Below are 20,937 nucleotides of genomic sequence, written 5' to 3' on the forward strand. Positions count from 1 at the left end.
GTCGATCTTGGACAGCGGGCTCCGGGGCGGCCGAGCATGGGTCAGGTGAAGAACACGAAGACCGCGCTGATCACCGGCGCGAACAAGGGAATCGGTTACGCCATCGCCCAGGGTCTCGGAGCGATCGGCTTCACGGTCGCGGTGGGAGCGCGCGACGACGTCAGGCGCAAGGAGGCCGTCGAACGCCTGCGCGCCAACGGAATCGACGCGTTCGGGGTCGCCCTGGACGTCACCTCCGACGACAGCGTCGCGGAGGCCGCGGCGACGATCGAACGACTCGACGTGCTCGTCAACAACGCCGGTATCGCCGGGCGTGCCGACGGCGGAACGCAGGATCCGACGACGCTCGACCTCGACGTCGTCCGCACCGTCCTCGACACGAACGTGTTCGGGGTCGTCCGGGTGACGAACGCGATGCTGCCGCTGCTGCGCCGCGCCACCTCGCCGCGCATCGTGAACGTGTCGAGCAACATGGGTTCGCTGACGCTGCGGACCGGTCCGGTCATGGCCGCGTACGCGCCGTCGAAGTCGATGCTCAACAGCATCACCGTCCAGTACGCGCGGGCGTTCGACGGCACGAACGTCATCGTGAACGCCTGCTGCCCCGGTTACGTCGCGACCGACTTCACCGGCTTCGCCCCGGCGCGCACGCCCGAGCAGGGCGCCGCGATCGCGATCAGGCTCGCCACCCTGCCGGACGACGGGCCGCGCGGCAGCTTCTTCGACGACGAGGGCGTCGTCCCCTGGTGAGGTTGGGTCACCCACTCGACTGAACTGCTCGTGAGGGCGCGGTAACCCGGTCGGAGGGCACCCGCGATTGAGCTCGTGGCGGCGGGTACTTCGCGTTTGCAAGCCGACAGCCAACGCGGAGGGACAGCGCGATGATCGATCAGACGCACGTTCAGGCCCTGTACGACTGCGACGTGATCGACAACAGGGGCGAGAAGATCGGTTCGGTCAAGCGGGTGTGGCTCGAGGACGGCACCGGCAAACCCATGTGGGCCGAGGTCCACACCGGACTGTTCGGGATGAGGGAGAGCTTCGTCCCGATCCAGCAGGGACAGGTGGCCGGTGGCGCGATCACCGTGCCCGTCACCAAGGAGCAGGTGAAGGAAGCGCCGAGCATGAACACCTCGGGCGACCACATGTCCGACCAGGAGCAGGAAGCCCTCTACCGGCACTACGGGATGAGGATCCCGCAGGCCAAGACCGGTGAGCACGACCGGTTCGCCGGCCGGGGCCGCGGCACCGGTGACGCCGCCGAGGTCACGCTCTCGGAGGAGAAGCTCGACGTCGGCACCCGCAGCGTCGAGACGGGCCGGGTGCGGCTGGTCAAGCACACGGTCACCGAGCAGCGCAACGTCACCGTGCCCGTGACCCACGAGGAAGTCCGCGTGGTCCGCGAGCCCGTGGAGGGCGGTACGGGTCGTGCGGGTCGCACGGGCAAGGCCTTCGCCGACGAGCAGGCCGAGGTCACGCTGCACCGTGAGGAACCGGTGGTGCAGAAGCGCACGGAGGCCGTCGAGCGGGTCCGGCTGGAGAAGGACGCGGTCACCGAGCAGAAGGACATCAGGGGCGAGGTCCGCAAGGAACGCGTCGAGGTCGAGCGCGACGACGAACCGCGCGGCCGCCGCTGACCGCGACGACGACCGCGTGCGGAACCACCAGCGAGCCGCCCACCACTTCCGCCGGTGGGCGGCTCGCTAGTACAAGCCGTCCAGAACGTCCGCGTAGCGCTTCTCGATCTCGCGGCGGCGCGGCTTCAGCGACGCGGTCAGCAACCCGTCCTCGACGCTGAAGTCGTGCTCCAGCACGGCGAACCGCTTGATCGTCTCGTGCCGCGCGAGCTGTGCGTTCACGGACTTGATGGCGCTCTCGACCTCGTCGTCCGCGTTGGTGAGGCCCTTCGCGGTGTCGGGGTCGAGCGTCACGAGCGCGACGCAGTACTTGCGGCGGTCACCGTGCACGATCACGTTGCTGATGTACGGCGACGCCGCGTTGATCATGCTCTCGATCCGGGTGGGCGCCACGTACTTGCCGCCCGAGGTCTTGATCAGTTCCTTCTTGCGGTCGGTGATCTTCAGCCGTCCCGCGTCGTCCAGCTCGCCGATGTCGCCGGTGTGCAGCCAGCCGTCGACGATCGACTCGGCGGTGGCATCCGGCCGGTTGTGGTAGCCGCGCATGACGCCAGGCCCCTTGAGCAGGACCTCGCCGTCGTCCGCGATCTTGACCTCCATGCCGGGGATCGGCGGCCCGACCGTGCCGATCTTGATCATGCCCGGCCGGTTGAAGAACGACCCGGCGGACGACTCGGTGAGCCCGTAGCCCTCGAGGATCGTGATCCCGGACCGTTCGAAGAACTCCGCGATCTCCCCCGCGAGCGGTGCCGAACCCGACACGAAGTACCGGATCCGCCCGCCGACGCGGTCGCGCAACTTGCGGTACACCAACCGATCCGCGAGCCAGTGCGTCGCGGGGCCGTGATCGCGGTCGGCCCACCGGAAGATCTTCTCGGTCAGCCCGCCCTTCGCCCGCGCACCCGCGACGATCCGCCCGTGGATCTTCTCGAAGATGCGCGGCGCGGCGGCCACGATCGTCGGCCTGAGCTCGCCGAGGTTGTCGACGATCCGCTCGACCTTGCCGTCGATCGCGGTCGGCACACCGGCGGCGATCATCGCCATCGTCAGCACCTTGCCGAACGCGTGCGACAGCGGCAGCCACAGGAAGTGCAGGTCGGTGGGCTGCAGAATGCCAAGGGACGCAATGGCTTCCGACGTGGTCAGCCAGTTGTCGTGAGTGAGCTCGACACCTTTGGGCGTGCCGGTGGTGCCCGACGTGTAGATCAACGTCGCCAGGTCGCCAGGTGCGATCTCACCGATCAACGCGTCGTAGTCGCCGTCGCCCCGCGCGATCGCGCCGAACCGCAGCACCTCGACGTCCGCGGGCATGAGGTCAGCGTGCTCGTCGGTCTCGACGACGACCATGCGGCTGCCGGAGTCGCTGACGATGTGCGCGACCTCGCTCTTCGTGCTGTTCGGGTAGATCGTGGTTGTGGCGCCGCCGGCCGCGAGCACGGCGAGATCGGTGATGATCCACTCGATGCTGGTGCCGCCCATCAACGCGACCCGGTCACCCTTGCCCAGACCCGCGTCCCGCAGTCCGAACGCCTCCGCGGCGACCCGCTCCTGCAGCTCGGCCCAGGTGAGCGAGACCCAGCCGCTCCCGCCGCGGTACCGCATCGCCTCCGCGTCGGGCGTGCGGGTGACCCGCTCGCGCAGCAGGTCGGGAATCGACAGCGCCATTGCTCTCCCCTTCTCTGGAGCGTTGCTCCAGAGCGGTACTCTAACCCTCATGGCTGACCGAAGACAGTCTCTCCTCGACGCGGCGCTCGAGCTCGTCGAAGAAGGCGGCCTGGACGCCGTCACGATCGCGGCGCTGACCGAGCGGTCCGGCATGTCGAACGGCAGCATCTACCACCACTTCGGCAGCCGCGGAGGCGTCTTCGCCCAGCTCTACGCCGACAGCTACGCCCGCTGCGTCGCCGCGATGCTCCCCGCCCTCGACGCACCAACGGCCGCCGCGGGCGTGCGCATCCTGACCCTGAGCTACCTCGATTGGGTCATGGCGAACCCCAGCAGGGCCCGTTTCCTCTACGCCGCACCGGACCACGCCGACCCGGCGGCCAAGATGGCGGAGTTCGCACCGGTGCTGGCCTGGTTCCTCGACCGGATGGCGTCCGGCGAACTGCGCGCGATCCCGCCGTGGGCTTTGGAAACCGTGGCGATGGGTCCGGCGCACGAGTCGGTGCGCCGGTTCCTGCTCGGGGTGTTCGACCTGGCAGAGGCACGCGAGATCGTCGCGGACGCCGTCTGGGCCGTCCTGAAGCCCTAGTCCTCTTTCGGCTTCCGCGCTCTGATGACAATGCCTTCGCCCAGGACACCGTCCGCGTCGATGCGATCGAACTGGATCACGGTCCCGTGCACCTCGCCGCGGACGACGTTCGTGCCGTTCTCGTGCACCTGGACGATCTCCTGCACGTCTTCCTCTTCCCCAGTCATGCCCTGATCATCCAGCACCGCCACACTTTCGTTAGCACTAGAACACACGTTCGATTATGCTGCGGTCCATGCGCCAGGGATCCCTCTTCGACCTGGAGGCGGAGCCGGAGCTGGCCCCGCTCGCTCCGCGCCGCACTCTCCTGGGCGACGGCGCGTGGATCGACGTCCAGCCAGGCTGGCTGTCCGGCGCCGACGTGCTGTTCGACCAGCTGGTCGCCGAGGTGCCGTGGCGGGCAGAACGCCGCCAGATGTACGACAACGTGGTGGACGTGCCGCGCCTGCTCTGCTTCTACAGCGGCGCTCTGCCGTTCGACGTCCTGACCACCGCCCGCGCCGCGCTCTCGGCCCACTACCTGCCCGAGCTGCACGAGCCCTTCACCACCGCAGGCCTCTGCTACTACCGCGACGGCCGCGACAGCGTGGCGTGGCACGGCGACACCATCGGCCGCGGCCAGACCGAGGACACGATGGTCGCCATCCTGTCCGTCGGCACGCCGCGCGCCCTGCTGCTACGCCCGCGCGCCGGCGGCGAGACCCACAAGTACGCGCTGGGCCACGGCGACCTGCTCGTGATGGGCGGCTCGTGCCAACGCACCTGGGAGCACGCGATCCCCAAAACCGCCAAGGTGGTCGGGCCGAGGATCAGCGTCCAGTTCCGCCCACACGGCGTCAGGTAGCAGAACCGCTCTCGCGGTCTTTGATCCACTGCTTGAGGGCCGTCGCCGCCTGGTGCTCCCCCAGTTGACGCAAGTCGATTGCAAAGTTGTGGGCGGATACGAGGGTGACGGGGTGGTTGTCACCCAACACCTGGCGGCAACGACGAAGAGCGTCCTCGTCCAACTCCCGCGCTCTCGCATACTCACCCAGATCTCGGAGACTGCAGGCAAAGTTGATAGCTGAGCCAAGGGTGTCGGGGTGGTCATGACCCAGCACCCGGCGGCGGCGACGAAGAGTGTCCTCGCCCAACTCCCGCGCCTTCGCATACTCACCCATGTCCGACATGACCCTTGCAAGGTTGCTCGCCGACAGGAGGGTGTCGGGGTGGTCATGACCCAGCACCCGGCGGCAACGACGAAGAGTGTCCTCGCCCAACTCCCGCGCCTTCGCATACTCACCCATGTCCGACATGACCCCTGCGAGGTGGCCCGCCGACAGGAGGGTGTCACGGTGATCATCACCGAGCACCTGGCGCCGTCGCTGAAGGTTGTCCGTGTGCAACTTCCGCGCCTTCTGGTGCTCTCCCAAACCGCGGAGATCCATAGCAAGGCTGTTGACGGCCCTGAGAGTGGAAGGGTGGTCGTCGCCAAAGTCGCGACGATAACGTCGAACGAGTCCCTCATCCAACGCCCGTGCTTTCAGGTACTCCCCGACATCTCGAAGGAAAACAGCTAGGTTGTCGACGTAGTAGAGGAGTTCGCGATCGTCGTTCTCGCCGTGGGGACCACTGAGGTCATACGCCCGTTGGGCGAGATCCAGAGCCTGACGATGCTGACCGCGAGCTTGCAGATATGCAGACGTGCGACCGAGAAGCCACGCAACCTCCAATGCGAGGTGGGTGACGCGGTCTGGTGCGGCGGCGGTCAGAGCATGAGGTAGCAGCCGATGCCAGACGGGCCACACAGGCGGGTTGTTCCACACTTCGCGAGGAACAACCTTGTTCAAAAGGCGTACCGCGACAGCAGACCATCCGGCATCTGGCGCGGGCACGGACCAACTGTCGCGCACCGCGTCTCGCAGCAGGGTGGCGGGAATGCGGTGCAGGAGAACACTGCCGGGTTCGACCCGAGCCAGCGCCCGGCGCTTGAGGCCGTGCAGGGTCGAGGCAACGGCAAGGGGGTCGGCGGCGACGGTGGCCAGCGGCTCGGGCAACAGGTCCGGGTGATCGGTGATCAACGTCAGCGGAACGGGTTCCGGCGCCAGCCACGCCATCAGGTTCAGCAGTTGCAGCCCAGCCGGGTCGCTGGCGGCGAGCGCCTCGAAGGCGACCGACCACGACGCCGCCACCGACAGCCGGCTACCTGCGATGTTCTTGCCGGCGAAGTCGTGACGCAGGAGCTCGACAGCCCGGGTCTCCAGGAGCGTCAGGTAGCTGTCGGGGGTCAACCCGCCGTCCGAGAGCAGGGCGGCAGCCTGATCCAGCGCGAGCGGCAGGTGGCCGAGCGCCTCTGCGAGCCGCCGTGCGTCCGCGTCACCGAGGCCCGCGACCCGTTTCCTCAGCAGCGCGGCGGATTCGTCCGGCGAGAACACCGTGACCTCGACCTGGGTGGCCAGGTTCTGCCAGTCCGGGCAGCGTGACGTGATGAGCACCCGAGCCGCACCACCCGGCAGGAACCGTGCCAGGTCGCCGGGAGACTCGGCGTTGTCGAACACCAGCAGCGACCGCGAGTGGTTCTTCAGGTGGCCCAGCAGTCGCGCGAGAACCACCTCGACCGGTTCTCCCGGCACCGCCAGCCGCAACGCCTGTGCCAGATCGGTCAGTTGCTCGGGGATCAGCTCGGGACGCTCCGCGGAGATCCACCACCCGACGTCGTACTCGCCGGCGAACCGGTGCGCGTACTCGATGGCGGTGGTGGTCTTGCCGACTCCACCCATCGCGTGCAGTGCCCTGACCACCGCGGGACCGTCACCGGCCAGTGTCTCCCGCAACTCGGCCAGCAAGCCCTGTCTGCCGGTGAAGGTGGCCGGGCGGCTGGGCACGTTCCACACTCGCGTCGCGACTCTGCCTGCCACCACGACCTGCGGGCGGTGCAGCGTGGTCAACGCGTGCAGCACCGCTGTCTCGAGACCGTCCGGTGTGGACACGAAGGCCGTGGTCACGCCGCTGTCCTGCAGCCGCCGCCGGAAGCCTTCCTGCAGAGACCCGTGCTCAGGGTCGCGGAACAACCCGGCAGGCCCGTCCGTGTCATCGCCGAGCACGAACACCAACCGCGGCAGCCCGAGCTCGCCGGCCGCCTCGAACTCCAGCTCGGTGTAGGACAACTCGGGCCGGTCCCGCACCGGCGACCCGTAGCGAAACCCGGCGATGAGCACGTACGCGTCCGCACCCGCCACCGCCTCACGGCACACCTCCGCCGGGGCTTGGTCGCGCGCGGCGAAGTACGCCATGTCCACAACGGCGTCGCCCGCGCGCGCCACCGCCGACTCGACAGCCGCCACGAACGACTTGCCCGCCGGATACTTGCGCAGCTCCGAGGTGTGACTGATGAAGACCCGCCGGGGAATGCCGTCCGCCATGCCCTCTCAGATCGTTTGAACCCCTGGGAACGTTGCAATTCCACGCGTCAAGGCATCATCGGATCCGCTGGACCACCGGGCTCACCAGCAACAGCAGCAGGCCCCAGTAGCTGATCAACGGCGACAGCACGAGGGCGAGCAGCAGCACCGCGGTCGGGACGAGGGCTCGCAGCACCACCGGCCGCGAGAGTCCGCGTGCTTCCACGGCCAGCTCCGGGCTGCCGTGCACGAGCAGTGTGATCGCGGTCAGCAGCACGCTGCTGACCGCGATCGTGCCGATGTAGAAGAACTGCGTGAAGTGGTCCTGACCCGGCCTGCCGACGAGCTCGGTCGGGAACGGCAGGATCACGATCGTCAGCAGCCAGGCCATGTTCAGGAACACCAGCAGCGAGCTGTACTGCTTCACGTTCTCGAACAGCCGGTGGTGGGTGAACCACAGGTGCGCGATGACCCCGGCCAACCTAGTGGTGCGGCCCGGCCCGTTGCCGGGCCACACCGCTGGTCCTCAATGGACCAGCGAACTCAGATCACGTCCACGAACACCGGGTTGGCGTAGAACCAGAGGTCGGCCCACGGGTCCGAGTTGGCGATCTCGTCGACCATCGGGTCACCGGACGAGGTGAGCCGCTTGCCGTCGCTTCCCCGCAGCCGCAGGTAGAACGACCGCTCGACGCCTTTGAAGGTGTGCGTGAACCGGATCTTGCCGGTGCGCGGCACCTCGAACGTCTTCGCGACCGCGGTCTCCGGCGCCAGGAACAGGTCGCGGTCCGCGGACGGACCGGTCACCGGGCCCGAGATCAGGTCGACCTTGGCCAGCACGGGCCTGGCGCCCGCGAAGTTCGGGCCGGAGGCGCGGTCGATCTCGATGGTGACCTCGACGTCGCCGCCGCGGCGCACGAACGTCCGCCCGCCCAGCGTCACGCCGCGCAGGTCGTCGCGGGAGCGCACGCGCAGTTCCAGACCGTCGATCAGACGGCCGTGCACGGTCAGCACCTTGCCGGACTGCAGGCCGCGCATGATGTCCACATAGGACCTCGACCGCGCGCCGACGACGTTCGCGCCGTACTGGCCCGGGAAGAAGTCGCCGTAGTTGGTCTGTTTCACGCCCGAGTCGATCGGCGCGCCCTTCGAGCCGGTCGTGGCGTAGTCCTGTTTGCCCGGCGTCAGGGTGTCGTTGAAGACCTGGTGCACGTCCGAGTTCGCGGTGATCCACCACGGGCGTCCCTCGGCGAGCAGGGAGTCCCACAGGCCGCCGACCTTGGCGGTCATCCAGTCGAAGCCGCCGTGTGTTCGGTACGACTCCAACGGGTAGCCGGGGAACGACTCCGGTCCCGGGGCGGGCGTGTCGTAGTAGCCGCGCGCACGGCCGGGGCCGCCCGCGGACTTCGGCATGCCGGCTGCCTGGTGACCGGGCGCGCCTTCCATGCCGACCGCGACACCGGGAGCGGCGTCGCGCCAGCCGCGGATCTCGTGCGGGCTGTCCACGCCGCGCCGGGACGGGTGGTTCGCGAACATCAGGGCGATCTCGGTCCGTCCGGAGAGGACCTGCGCCTCCAGGTACCGCAGCGCGGCCAGGGCGAGAGGTTCACCGTTACCGGCGATGCGGCCGTCGTAGGACAGCTCGAACGCCTTCAGGATGTCGACGGTGTGCTTGCCCGGCGGCATGAACACGGTGGCGTGCTCCGCGCCCGGGATGTTCCACTCGAGGCCCTGGTAGACCAGCACGTCGCGCTGCGACCGGCGGACGCGCTCGATGTCCGGCGTGATCTGGTCGATCGAGAACTTCTGGTGCGCGACGCCGCCGTGGTCGGTGATGACGACCCAGTCGAGGCCGAACTCGTGGGCCTTCCTGACCTGCTGCGCGATCGTGTACTGGCCGTCGTCGGAGTACTGGGTGTGGATGTGGTGGTCGCCCGAGTACCAGCGCTCACCGCCGCCCCAGGGGTTGACGGGGACGTGGGCCTCCGCCTTGCCGGTGCCGGCCGCGACACCGGCGCCGACCGCACCGACGGCACCGGCCGCGATGCCCAGGCCGGCGAGGAACCTGCGGCGCTCGACCGACGCCGGTCGGTCGTCCTCGGGGTCGAGCCAGCTGCCCTCAACCGGCTCTACCTCGTGGTGGTGGTGCGTGTGATCACCGTGCGAGTGATCGTGAGAGTGGGACATGCGCAGATCTCAACCGGTCAATCTGTCGTGGCAAACGAACGGCGCATGAACGCTTGTACCGGGAATTTCATTCACAGCGCCTGCTCATTGGGCCTGTACGGCCAGCAACGCAAGGTCGTCGTGGTCATCGCGGTCGAGCCACTTGAGCACGACCTCCTCGCAGTGCCGGGCGATCTCCTCCGCGGACAGCCCCTTGCACTCCTTCAGCACCGTCCGCAGCCGCTGCTCACCGAACAGCTCGGTGCGGTCGGTGTGCGCGCGGGCCTCGGTGAAGCCGTCGGAATACAGCACCAGCGTGTCCCCCGGCGCCAGCGTGATCTGCTCGCCGGAGAAACGGACATCGCTCAGGATGCCGACGATCGCACCGGGCGCGCTCACGTCCTGCACGGTGCCGTCCGCACGCAGGATCAACGGCACGGGATGCCCGCCGGACGCGAGCGAGAGCCGCATCCCGCCGGTCGCCAGCGGCACCATCTCGCCGACGACGATCGTGGTGAAGAGCTTCGAGCCGGTGGCGCGCAGCGACGTGTTCAGCAGGTGCAGCAGCCGCACCGGGTTCGTCTCGACCAGCGACAGCGCCTGCAACGACTGCCGCACCCGTCCACTGTGGACCGCGGCTTCCAGGCCGTGGCCGCAGACGTCGCCCAGCGCGAACGTCGCCGAGCCGTCCGTGCGCGGGTGCACGTCGTAGAAGTCGCCGCCGACCAACGCTCGTTGGTGCGCCGGGATGAACACCGAGGCCATCGACACGCCACGCACCTCGGGCAACGGCAACGGCAGCAACGCCGAACGCAGCACGTCGATCGTCCGCTGCTGCTCGGTCAGCTTCGACGCGGACTCCAGCGCGACCGCCGCGTGCTTGCCGAACAACCGGATGCGCTCGACGTCGTTCGGCGCGAAGTCACCCTGGCGCAGCACGACCAGCGCGCCGCCGACGCCCAGCGGCACGGCCAGCGCGCAGCCGAAATCTTCAGGTACTCCCCAGCTGCCTTCACCCAAAGAGGTGATCCTGGTCAGCGTCGACGTGCCCGTCAGCACGTCGGAGATCGTGGACGCCCTGCGCGGCGACCGCGAGACCGTCGGTTCGCCGCCGCCGCACCGCCACCACTCCAGGCGGTCGCGGGTCGCGGGCACCACGGCGACGCAGTGCTCCCCCAGCAACTCCGCCGCGAGCCGCACGATGGTCTTCAGCGTCGTCTCGCGCGACGTGCCGCCGGCGAGCCGCAGATGGGCGTGATCGAGCGCGGAGTCCGTGAAGTACCAGGCACTCCAGCCCTCACCGAGGTCGTGCTGACGGCCCGCCACGTGCACGTCGAAGTGCCCGCCGAGACCCAGGCGGGGGAACCGCTCGGCGGCCGCGGCGTTGCGCACGCGCACCACCCCGGCGGGGTCGACGACGATGACGGCTTCGCGCAGCCCGTCCACCAGGCGCTGCCAGCCGTCGAGGTCGATCCCCACGACGCTGCTCATCCGGTGTTGTCCAGCGCGCTCGGCCGAATCATCACGGCCTCCTGCGGGTAGTTGGCGTGCATCGCGGCATCAAGTTACCTCGCTCCCAACCTAACGTGGCAGGCTTGGCTGCGACCACCGAGGCACGGAGGCTTGGAGTGACCACGGCCAACGAAGAGACGGACGCGACCCTCGAACGGGTTCTCTCCGCCATGAGAGATCTGCGTGACGGCAACTTCCGCCGCAGGCTCGTGGTGCCGGGAAACGGGCCCGTCTCGGCCCTCGCGGACGTGTTCAACGAGATCGCGGAGCGCAACCAGTGGCTCGCCGGTGAGCTGGGCCGGGTCCGGCAGGCGGTCGGTCAGGAGGGCAAGCTCACCGAACGGGTGGCACCCGCCGGCGCCGCCGGTGGCTGGTCGCTGATCGCGGACTCGGTGAACGGCCTGGTCGAGGACCTGATGCGGCCGACGACCGAGCTGAGCCGCGTGCTCGCCGCCGTCGCCGAGGGCGACCTGACCAAGCGCATGTCGGACCAGACGCTGCGCGGTGAGTTCGCCACGCTCGGTTCGACGGTGAACGGCCTGGTGGACCAGCTGTCGAGCTTCGCCGACGAGGTCACGCGCGTCGCCCGCGAGGTCGGCACGGACGGTCGACTGGGTGGTCAGGCGAAGGTCCCCGGCGTGGCCGGCACCTGGCGCGACCTCACCGACAACGTCAACTCGATGGCGAACAACCTGACCAACCAGGTCCGCAACATCGCCCAGGTCGCGACCGCGGTGGCGAACGGCGACCTGACCCAGAAGATCACCGTGGACGTCTCCGGCGAGATGCTGGAGCTCAAGAACACGCTGAACACGATGGTCGACCAGCTGTCGTCGTTCGCGGACGAGGTCACCCGCGTCGCCCGCGAGGTCGGCACGGACGGCAAGCTCGGCGGTCAGGCGAAGGTGCCGGGCGTCGCCGGCACCTGGCGCGATCTGACCGACAACGTGAACTACATGGCGGAGAACCTGACCACCCAGGTCCGCAACATCGCCCAGGTCACCACCGCCGTCGCGCTGGGCGACCTGACCCAGAAGGTCACCGTCGACGCCCGCGGCGAGATCCTCGAGCTCAAGTCGACGATCAACACGATGGTCGACCAGCTCTCGTCGTTCGCCGACGAGGTCACCCGCGTCGCCCGCGAGGTCGGCTCGGACGGCCGGCTGGGCGGTCAGGCCCAGGTGCCGGGCGTCGCCGGTACGTGGCGCGACCTGACCGAGTCGGTGAACGTCATGGCGAACAGCCTGACCACCCAGGTCCGCAACATCGCCCAGGTCACCACCGCCATCGCACGTGGTGACCTGACCCAGAAGATCGGCATCGACGCCCGCGGCGAGATCCTCGAACTGAAGACCACGATCAACACGATGGTCGACCAGCTCTCGTCGTTCGCCGAGGAGGTCACCCGCGTCGCCCGCGAGGTCGGCACCGACGGCCGCCTCGGCGGTCAGGCCCAGGTCCCCGGCGTCGCCGGCACCTGGCGAGACCTGACCGACAACGTCAACTTCATGGCGAACAACCTGACCAACCAGGTCCGCAACATCGCGCACGTCGCGACCGCGGTGGCCAACGGCGACCTGTCGCAGAAGATCACCGTCGACGCGCGCGGCGAGATCCTGGAGCTCAAGTCCACGCTGAACGTGATGGTCGACCAGCTCAGCTCGTTCGCGGAGGAAGTGACCCGCGTCGCGCGTGAGGTCGGCACGGACGGCCGGCTGGGCGGTCAGGCGCGGGTGCAGGGCGTCGCCGGCACCTGGAAGGACCTGACCGACAACGTCAACCTGATGGCGGACAACCTCACCGACCAGGTCCGCAACATCGCCACCGTGGCCACCGCCGTCGCGAACGGCGACCTGTCCAAGAAGATCACCGTCGAGGCCAAGGGCGAGGTCGCGACCCTCGCCGAGACCCTCAACGGCATGGTCGACACGCTGCGCGCGTTCGGCGACGAGGTCACCCGTGTCGCCCGCGAGGTCGGCACCGAGGGCATCCTGGGCGGCCAGGCGCGCGTGTCCGGCGTAGCGGGCACCTGGAAGGACCTCACCGACTCGGTGAACTTCATGGCGGACAACCTGACCAACCAGGTCCGCAACATCGCCCAGGTCACCACCGCCGTCGCGCAGGGCGACCTGACGAAGAAGATCGACGTCTCGGCCCGCGGCGAGATCCTCGAGCTCAAGACCACCATCAACACCATGGTCGACCAGCTGTCGAGCTTCGCCGACGAGGTCACCCGCGTCGCCCGCGAGGTCGGCACCGAGGGCAAGCTCGGCGGCCAGGCCGAGGTCGACGGCGTGGCCGGCACCTGGTCGAAGCTGACCGACAACGTGAACCAGCTGGCGTCCAACCTGACCACCCAGGTCCGCGCGATCGCGGCCGTCGCCACCGCGGTGACCGCGGGCGACCTGACCAGGCAGATCACCGTCGACGCGTCCGGCGAGCTCGCCGAGCTCAAGGACAACGTCAACCAGATGATCGCGAACCTGAAAGAGACCACCCGCGCGAACCGCGAGCAGTACTGGCTCAAGACCAACCTGGCCCGCCTGTCCGGCCTGATGCAGGGCCACCGCGACCTGCGCGCGCTGGCGTCGTTGATCATGAGCGAGCTGACGCCGCTGGTCAGCGCCCACCACGGCGCGTTCTTCCAGGTCCAGGAGGACGACGACAGCAAGCAGACCCTGGAGCTGACCGCCTCGTACGGGTTCCGGCTGGACGGCGCCCGCGCCACCCGCGTCACGATGGGCGAGTCGCTCGTCGGCCAGGCCGCGCTGGAGAAGAAGACGATCCTGGTCACCCAGGTGCCCCCCGGCTACCTGACGGTGTCCTCCGCGCTGGGCGAGTCCGCGCCGGTCAACCTGGTGATCCTGCCGATCCTGTTCCAGGGCGAGACCCTGGGCGCGATCGAGCTGGCCTCGCTCAACACGTTCACCGACGTCCACCTGGACCTGCTGGACCAGCTCAAAGAGGCCATCGGCGTCAACGTGAACACGATGCTCGCCAACTCCCGCACCGACGCGCTGCTGGTCGAGTCCCAGCGCCTGACCACCGAGCTGCGCGCCGGTTCCGAGGAGCTCGAGGACCGCGCCCGCCAGCTGCAGACCGCGTCGAAGTACAAGTCCGAGTTCATGGCGAACATGTCCCACGAACTCCGCACGCCGCTGAACTCGCTGCTGATCCTGGCGAAGCTGCTGGCCGACAACCTCGACGGCAACCTCAACCCCAAGCAGGTCGAGTTCGCCCGCACGATCCACTCGTCCGGCTCCGACCTGCTGCAGCTCATCAACGACATCCTCGACCTCACCAAGGTCGAGGCAGGCCACATGACGCTGCACGAGGACCCGGTCCAGCTGGACGAGCTGGTCCGCTACGTCGAGACCCTCTGCCTGCCGCTGACCGCGGAGAAGAACCTCGAGTTCTCCGTCCGGGTGGACCCGAACGTGCCGGAGACGCTGCGCACCGACGAGCACCGCCTCCAGCAGATCCTGCGCAACCTGCTGTCCAACGCCGTCAAGTTCACCCATGACGGTGGTATCCGCCTGCACGTGCGCATGGACGATCCGTCCACTGTGGCGTTCGACGTGCACGACACGGGCATCGGCATCCCGGCCGAGAAGCTCGCGGTCATCTTCGAGGCGTTCCAGCAGGCCGACGGCACCACGTCGCGCAAGTACGGCGGCACGGGCCTGGGCCTGTCCATCAGCCGTGAACTGGCCCAGCTGCTCAACGGCGCCCTGCGGGTCCGCTCAGAGCCCGGAATCGGCTCCACGTTCACGCTGTGCCTGCCGCTGGGCAAGCTGGTCTCCGACGCCGTCGTGCTGCCGGAACCCACCCCGATCGTGGCGGCGCCGCCGGTGCTGGCCTCGACCGGCTCGATGCGCTTCCACGGCGAAAAGGTGCTGGTGGTCGACGACGACCTGCGCAACGTCTTCGCCCTGACGAGCGTGCTGGAGCTGCACGGCCTGGAGGCGATTTTCGCCGACAACGGCATCACGGGCGTGCGCGCGCTGGAGCAGTACGACGACGTGGCCATCGTCCTGATGGACATCATGATGCCGGAGCTGGACGGCAACGCCACGATCTCGGCCATCCGCGCCATGGAGCGCTACGCCGACCTACCCGTGATCGCCGTCACAGCCAAGGCGATGAAGGGCGACCGGGAGAAGTCCCTGGCCTCCGGCGCGACCGACTACGTGACCAAGCCGGTCGACACCGAGCACCTGATCCGGCTGATCGCCTACTACCTGGGCGTCTCCGCGGAGGCCTGAACAGCTTGATCCACCGTCTCGTGCAGGCTCAGCACCCCGGCCACGTCCGCCAGTTCGAACAACCGGCGGACCGGCCCCTGCACCGAGGCGATCCGCAGCTGACCACCGCCGTCGGCCAGCTTGCGATGCCATTCGAGCACCAGAGCCAGCCCGGTCGAGTCCATGAACTGCAACCCGGCCAGATCCAGGACGGCGTGCGTCCCGGTGACGTCCGAATCGAGCCGTGCGGCCAGCACGGGGACGGTGTCGATGTCCAGCTCACCGGCGACGACGAGCACTCGCCATCCCCGCTGGACCTCGCTGCCGACGTTGAGCTCCATCGTCGCCGTTCCTTCCGCCACGCCCGACTCGTGCGACCCAAATCGTGCAGCACGACGTCCGACCATGCGACCACCGGGGGGCTGAAAGATCCGAACGACGCGCCGGATGTGCGACGATGCGCTTTGTGTTGAACGACCCACTGGCAGAGGTGCGGGTGATCCTGACCGCCGAGGGCGGGTCGTGCGCTCGTGCACGTCAGGTGGTTCGCGACGCGGCCGCCTCGTGGGGCCTCTCGGAGGACCTCACCGACGACGCGCAGCTCGTGGTGACCGAACTCGTGTCGAACGGGATCGATCACGGTGAGGGACCGATCACACTCTCCGTGAGCAGGAAACCCTCCGGGATGCTCGTCGAGGTGCACGACGAGTCGGCGAAGCAGCCACAGCTCAGACCCGTGGACCCCAACAGCCCCCGAGGGCGCGGTATGCAGCTGGTTCAGGCGCTGAGCGCGCGCTGGGGCACCACTCCGGACGGGCGCGGGAAAGTCGTGTGGGCCGAGCTGGAGGCATGACCCGGCTGAATCGCTTCGGCTTGTGGTCGTCACGCACAGGCGCGTACGGTCGGTCCGGACAGGAGTCCTTATGAACCAGCTTCGACAGAGAACTACCTACGTCCAGTCCATCCCGATCGTCGCTCTCACGGGCGAGATCGACATGATGTCCTCCGCGCCGGTCACCAGCAGGCTCGCCGAGCTGCTCGACCGCAAACCGCCCGCGTTGGTCATAGACCTGCGGGAAGTGCGCTTCTTCGGATCCGAGGGCATCCGCACGCTGGTGGAGACCCAGCACCAGGCCGACGAGCTCGGCGTCAAGTTCGGCGTCGTCAGCGACAGCAGAGTCGTGTTGCGTCCCCTGGAGATGACGGCCGTCGACCAGCTGCTGCTGTTGTTCAGCGACGTGAACGACGCCGTGACGGCGCTGCGCAGCTTCTGAGCGGGGCAGCTTCTGAGCGGGCTAGGCGGCCGAACGACGACCGCGCGACCGTTCCACGAGATCCAGCAGCAGGCCTTCTTTGGTGGACCAGGGCGAGATGTCCACCACCTCGTGTCCAGCGACCCTCATCAACCCCTCCGCGACCACCGCGCCCGCCAGTGACTGCCGGGCCCGGTGCCGCGAGATCCCCGGCAGAGCGGCACGTTCGCGAACCGACAGCTTCGCCAGCCGCGGAATCCACTTCTCCAGGTCCTTCAGCCTCAACTGCCGCGGCGCGTACGGGTCAGTGCGCGCTCCGGCCAGCCGGGCCAGTTGCTCGAACACCTTGGAGCATCCGACCGCGCGAGCGCTCTCATCGCGCGGGAAGGCTTTGGAGATCCGGTCCTGGACCTCGGTTCTCATGTCCTGCACCGTCAGCCCGGCGCGGGTCAAAGTCCTTGCCCCCAAAGGCAACGACACCGCGAACTCGGGCTCGGCCCCGGATCCGGCCGCCAGTTCCACGGTGCCACCGCCGACGTCCAGCACGACCATCGGACCGGCGCCCCAGCCGAACCAGTGCCGCGCCGCGGTGTACGAATAACGTGCTTCTTCCTTGCCCGACAACACTTTCAGCTCAACGCCGGTGCGTCTGTGAACCTTGCGCATGACCTCGTCGACGTTCGTGGAGTCACGCACGGACGAGGTGGCGAAGGGCAGGAAGGGAACGTCGCCGGCCTTCTTGCGCGCGGCGAGCACGGCGGCGCACAACGACTCGATGCCGTCGCGGCTGATGGCCCCCTCGGAATCCAGTTCCCGGTCCAGTCTCAGCCGAACCTTGTGGGACATCAGCGGACGCATCAGGTCTCGTTCCACGACCACCAGGTGTGCGCTGAAGCACCCGACGTCCAGAACCCCGACCGACATCCGCCACCTTCCTTCACCTGACTTTTTACCAAGTGTTCTTTACCTCATCGGCACCCATTCTGCGGAACTTAGCCTCCGAACAGGCAATCCGGGCCTGATGAGATGCGTTACAGTCGCCCGATGTCACTGGCGGAGATCCCTTCCCTGCTCGACAACGCCCTCGGCGAGGCACACCGAGGCGTGATCGTGCTGGCAGTGGACGGCCTCTCCTCGGATGTGGCCAAACAGTCGTGGCTCTCCGCCTCCATCACCACCCTCTCCTCGACCATGCCGACGACGACCGCCACGGCCCTGCTGACCGCGCTGACCGGCGTTCCGGCCGACGTCCACCGCGTGCCGGGAACGGTGTACCGCAACGGTTCCGGCCTCGTCCACGCGATCAACGGCATGCCCACGATCCCGGCTCTGCCGACGGTGCTCGAACGGCACGGAGCCACCGTCCTCGGCCGGGAGCTGGACCTGCTCGAAGGCACGTGGGCGCACGCCCTCCTGCGAGGGTGCAACCGGGTACCCGCGCCCCCGAAGCACAAACTCACCGCCCAGGCGGAGGATCCGCCGCTGCTCGTCGCGAACGTCGTGGCCGACCTGGACAAGGCCCAGGACAAGACCCAGCCGGACGCCAGGTTCCTCTGGACCTACGTCAACATCGACGACCACGTGCACCGCCACGGGTACGACGAATCGGTGCACGAAGCCATGCTGCGCCTCGACGCGCATGCTTCCCGTTGGGCCGCACAGGGTTGGACCGTCGTCGCGCACTCGGACCACGGTCAGGTCGCCGTCGATCCCGATCCGGAGCTCGTCGAGGCCTGGGACGCGATCGTGCGCGAGGAGTGCGTGATCCCGTCGGGCGGCGCCGGCCGAACCAGGTGGCTGTACCCGAAGGCGGATCGCCTGGAAGCCGTTTTCGACCGCGTGGCAACGACTCTGGGCTCCACGGCCACCGTGCACCACGCCGCCGACCTCGGTCTGCCGCAGCCGGAGGCCGGTCCTGTCGTCGCGGTCGCGGCGTCGCCGAGATTCCCGATCCCCGATCCGTCCGCGAAGTTCGAGCACGGCGGCATGAGCCGCGACGAAATCGACGTGCCCTACGCGGTCTGGCAGGCCGTACAGTAAACATGTGCGCATCGAGATCCTAAGCTCCATAAGCGAAATCGATGCTGCCGATTGGGATTCCGTCGTCACCGACAGCGGTGCGCCGGTCTTTTACCAGCACGCGTACATCAGTGCGTACGAACAGGCGCCGCTGACGAACGCGGATGGGTTCGTGTACCTCGTGCTGCGCGACGGCGACAGGCCGATCGCGGTGACCCCGGCCTACCTCCAGTCGGCGGCGAATCCGTTGCGCCGCCTGCACGAGGTGTACCCGGAGGCGCTCGGCCAGCCCGCGCTGCTCAGCCACACCTGGCACTGCTACGACGCACAGGTGCCGGGCAAGACCGAGGTCCTGCCGACGCTGCTGGACGCCATGACCCAGGTCGCGTCCGCCATCGGGGCGCGGTGGTGCGGGTTCGTGAACGTCCAGCGCGGCAACGCCCTGTCGCAGGAGCTGCGGGCGGCCGGTCTGCCCGCGCGCCATCTCACCGACAGGTGGGTCACCGACCTCACCACCTACGAGCACTACCTCTCGGGACTGGGCCTGCGCGCGAGAGCGAACCTGCGGCGCAACGAGCGAAGATCGACCGAAGCGGGCGTCACGACGGAGGTTCTCCCCGTCGACCACGCCGCGCTCGACGAGATCACGCTGCTGTGCGTGAAGACCGCGAGCCGTTTCGAGAACAACGGGTACTACCCCGGCACCACCTTCACGAGGTTCGTCGAGGCACTGGGCGACCTCGCGCACGTGATCGAGGTGCGGCAGCGCGGAAAGCTCGTCGCGGCCGGCATCTGCCTCACCGACGCCACCCGCTTCCACACCTGGACGTGCGGCGTCGACTACGCCGTCGACGGCAGCTACAGCCCGTACGGCGTGCTGTTCGCGGAGTCGGTCAAGCACGCGATCAGCCTCGGCAGGACCACCCTCGAGGGCGGCAGGGGCAACGCTGTGTTCAAGAAGCGGCACGGCCTGCGCCCGCACCCCCTCGACGCCGTTCTGTTCCAGGTCTGAGCACCGAATTCGTTCACCCTTGTGAACAATTCCTTTTACAACGTCGGAATCCTGCGAGTTCATGTATCTGACTCGCGTGGCATCAGGCCTTTAGGCCGGTCAGCGGCCTGTGACAAGCCGAAAGAATCAATTTTCGACTTCTCTTTACACACCTTGATCGGATCTGGCAGGGTGACGCCGGGCGCAAGGACATGAAAGGGACTGGACGGTCTCGTGAATCTGTCTCGACGCACCCTTCTGGCATCTGCCGCGGCCACTCCTCTGCTCACCGGGGCCGGAGTCGCGCTCGGTGCGGGGGAAGCGGCTGCCTCCCCTGCCAAGCTCCGCGCGGCGCTCGACTACGGCAACACCAAGCTGAAAGCGGTCGCACCGGGCATCACGTCGTTCCCGGAGATCACCCGTGCCGAGAAGTGGACCTACGTCGCCGACGGCGGCTGGATCGGCGGTTTCTGGCCGGGCACGCTGTGGCTCGCGCACCTCGACAGCGGCGACGCCCAGTTCCGCGCGCTGGCCGAGGCCGCGAACGACCGGCTGGCACCCCGCCGGCTCCAGCCCCGCGACCACGACCTGGGGTTCCTCTTCTACCCGTCCTGGGTCACCGCGTACCGGCTCACCGGCAACGCCAAGTGGCGTGACGGCGCCATCGACGCGGCGAACACGCTGATCCAGCGCTGGAACCCGGTCGGCAAGTACATCCGCGCATGGGGCGCCCTCGGCACCCCGGGCAACGCGGGCCGCGTCATCATCGACACGATGATGAACCTGGACCTGCTCGCGTTCGCCACCGAGCAGACCGGCGACCGCAAGTTCATCGACATCGCGATCGCCCACGCCAGAACCACTCAGACGCACTTCCTGCGCGCGGACGGCTCGACCCCGCACGTGTTCGACTTCAACCCGGACACCGGCGCGGCGATCGGCCCGAACACCGTCCAGGGCTACAGCCCGACCTCGTGCTGGGCGCGCGGCCAGGCGTGGGGCATCTACGGCTTCACGACGATGTACCGCCGCACAGGCCTGCGGGAGTTCCGCGACACCGCGCGCAAGATGTCCGACTACGCGCTGTCGGTGCTCACCCCGGACGGCGTGCCGGTGTGGGACTACCGCTCGCCGTTGGGCGTCAACGACATCAAGGACTCGTCGGCGGGCGCGATCATGGCGTGCGGCCTGCTCGACCTGGCCAAGGCCACCGGCAGCGACCGCTACCGGGACCGGGCGCTGAAGATCCTCGACGGCCTGGTCGGCACGTGTCTCACCACGAAGTCGACGCGGGCCGAGGCGATCATGGCGCGCGGCACCCGCAACCGGCCTTCCGAGGACGGCGTCGAGGTCTCGCTGCCGTACGGCGACTACTACCTCTACGAGGCGATCCTGCGGGTGCTCAAGCCCGCGCAGATCGCCAAGGCCATCGGCCTGTAGCTCTTCTGGCGTCTGCAAGTACCACCAACACCCCTGTTGGT

At 68.3% G+C, this 20,937-nt stretch carries 18 protein-coding genes; 10 read left to right on the forward strand and 8 right to left on the reverse strand.

What is annotated here, in order from left to right; genetic code table 11:
* Positions 1-36 precede the first annotated feature (36 nt).
* Positions 37-750 carry an SDR family oxidoreductase gene (locus ACWGE0_RS06205; protein ID WP_452259831.1) on the forward strand — a complete coding sequence of 238 codons (714 nt, stop codon included), beginning with the start codon at positions 37-39 and terminating at the stop codon, positions 748-750.
* A 131-nt stretch (positions 751-881) separates the two neighbouring features.
* Positions 882-1,637: a DUF2382 domain-containing protein gene (locus tag ACWGE0_RS06210; protein WP_452259832.1), complete on the forward strand. Its 756-nt coding sequence runs from the start codon at positions 882-884 to the stop codon at positions 1,635-1,637.
* Between the two features lie 66 nt (positions 1,638-1,703).
* On the opposite strand, the gene ACWGE0_RS06215 is transcribed toward ACWGE0_RS06210, so the two are convergent.
* Positions 1,704-3,302 (reverse strand): AMP-dependent synthetase/ligase, encoded by a 1,599-nt coding sequence (locus tag ACWGE0_RS06215; protein ID WP_452259833.1) that lies wholly within the window; start codon positions 3,300-3,302, stop codon positions 1,704-1,706.
* 49 nt (positions 3,303-3,351) lie between these two features.
* Here ACWGE0_RS06215 and ACWGE0_RS06220 point away from each other — a divergent pair, with 49 nt between their 5' ends.
* On the forward strand, positions 3,352-3,891 hold the full coding sequence (locus ACWGE0_RS06220) for a TetR/AcrR family transcriptional regulator (protein WP_452259834.1): 540 nt from the start codon (positions 3,352-3,354) through the stop codon (positions 3,889-3,891).
* Here ACWGE0_RS06220 and ACWGE0_RS06225 read toward each other — a convergent pair.
* Entirely contained in the window at positions 3,888-4,058 is a 171-nt protein-coding gene (locus ACWGE0_RS06225) for a hypothetical protein (RefSeq protein WP_452259835.1), read from the reverse strand. The two genes, ACWGE0_RS06220 and ACWGE0_RS06225, sit on opposite strands and share 4 nt — an antisense overlap.
* A gap of 68 nt (positions 4,059-4,126) precedes the next feature.
* On the opposite strand from ACWGE0_RS06225, the gene ACWGE0_RS06230 reads away from it, so the two are divergent.
* On the forward strand, positions 4,127-4,735 hold the full coding sequence (locus ACWGE0_RS06230) for an alpha-ketoglutarate-dependent dioxygenase AlkB (RefSeq protein WP_452259836.1): 609 nt from the start codon (positions 4,127-4,129) through the stop codon (positions 4,733-4,735).
* Here ACWGE0_RS06230 and fxsT read toward each other — a convergent pair.
* From fxsT to ACWGE0_RS06250, 4 genes are all read right to left on the reverse strand, one after another.
* Entirely contained in the window at positions 4,728-7,292 is a 2,565-nt protein-coding gene (gene fxsT / locus ACWGE0_RS06235; RefSeq protein WP_452259837.1) for an FxSxx-COOH system tetratricopeptide repeat protein, read from the reverse strand. The two genes, ACWGE0_RS06230 and fxsT, sit on opposite strands and share 8 nt — an antisense overlap.
* Positions 7,293-7,347: 55 nt before the next feature.
* Complete coding sequence (locus ACWGE0_RS06240) at positions 7,348-7,788, reverse strand: TMEM175 family protein (RefSeq protein WP_452259838.1); 441 nt, start codon at positions 7,786-7,788, stop codon at positions 7,348-7,350.
* A gap of 26 nt (positions 7,789-7,814) precedes the next feature.
* Entirely contained in the window at positions 7,815-9,458 is a 1,644-nt protein-coding gene (locus ACWGE0_RS06245) for a PHP domain-containing protein (protein WP_452259839.1), read from the reverse strand.
* 84 nt (positions 9,459-9,542) lie between these two features.
* Complete coding sequence (locus ACWGE0_RS06250; protein ID WP_452259840.1) at positions 9,543-10,928, reverse strand: PP2C family protein-serine/threonine phosphatase; 1,386 nt, start codon at positions 10,926-10,928, stop codon at positions 9,543-9,545.
* A gap of 137 nt (positions 10,929-11,065) precedes the next feature.
* Here ACWGE0_RS06250 and ACWGE0_RS06255 point away from each other — a divergent pair, with 137 nt between their 5' ends.
* Positions 11,066-15,214 carry a HAMP domain-containing protein gene (locus ACWGE0_RS06255; RefSeq protein ID WP_452259841.1) on the forward strand — a complete coding sequence of 1,383 codons (4,149 nt, stop codon included), beginning with the start codon at positions 11,066-11,068 and terminating at the stop codon, positions 15,212-15,214.
* Here ACWGE0_RS06255 and ACWGE0_RS06260 read toward each other — a convergent pair.
* On the reverse strand, positions 15,187-15,555 hold the full coding sequence (locus ACWGE0_RS06260; RefSeq protein ID WP_452259842.1) for an STAS domain-containing protein: 369 nt from the start codon (positions 15,553-15,555) through the stop codon (positions 15,187-15,189). The two genes, ACWGE0_RS06255 and ACWGE0_RS06260, sit on opposite strands and share 28 nt — an antisense overlap.
* A gap of 95 nt (positions 15,556-15,650) precedes the next feature.
* On the opposite strand from ACWGE0_RS06260, the gene ACWGE0_RS06265 reads away from it, so the two are divergent.
* Both ACWGE0_RS06265 and ACWGE0_RS06270 read left to right on the forward strand, forming a co-directional pair.
* Positions 15,651-16,046, forward strand: coding sequence for an ATP-binding protein (locus tag ACWGE0_RS06265; protein ID WP_452259843.1), 396 nt, complete (start codon positions 15,651-15,653; stop codon positions 16,044-16,046).
* 70 nt (positions 16,047-16,116) lie between these two features.
* Complete coding sequence (locus tag ACWGE0_RS06270) at positions 16,117-16,467, forward strand: STAS domain-containing protein (RefSeq protein ID WP_452259844.1); 351 nt, start codon at positions 16,117-16,119, stop codon at positions 16,465-16,467.
* A gap of 21 nt (positions 16,468-16,488) precedes the next feature.
* Here the strand turns inward: ACWGE0_RS06270 and ACWGE0_RS06275 are convergent, their stop codons facing one another.
* Positions 16,489-17,370 (reverse strand): Ppx/GppA phosphatase family protein, encoded by an 882-nt coding sequence (locus ACWGE0_RS06275; protein WP_452259845.1) that lies wholly within the window; start codon positions 17,368-17,370, stop codon positions 16,489-16,491.
* 120 nt (positions 17,371-17,490) lie between these two features.
* On the opposite strand from ACWGE0_RS06275, the gene ACWGE0_RS06280 reads away from it, so the two are divergent.
* The 3 genes from ACWGE0_RS06280 to ACWGE0_RS06290 all read left to right on the forward strand — a co-directional run bounded on the left by ACWGE0_RS06280 (position 17,491) and on the right by ACWGE0_RS06290 (position 20,896).
* Positions 17,491-18,486, forward strand: coding sequence for a hypothetical protein (locus tag ACWGE0_RS06280; RefSeq protein ID WP_452259846.1), 996 nt, complete (start codon positions 17,491-17,493; stop codon positions 18,484-18,486).
* Between the two features lie 4 nt (positions 18,487-18,490).
* Entirely contained in the window at positions 18,491-19,477 is a 987-nt protein-coding gene (locus ACWGE0_RS06285) for a GNAT family N-acetyltransferase (protein WP_452259847.1), read from the forward strand.
* A gap of 213 nt (positions 19,478-19,690) precedes the next feature.
* Complete coding sequence (locus ACWGE0_RS06290; RefSeq protein ID WP_452259848.1) at positions 19,691-20,896, forward strand: glycoside hydrolase family 88 protein; 1,206 nt, start codon at positions 19,691-19,693, stop codon at positions 20,894-20,896.
* The last annotated feature ends 41 nt before the right edge of the window (positions 20,897-20,937 follow it).

Source organism: Lentzea sp. NPDC054927 (assembly GCF_053610285.1).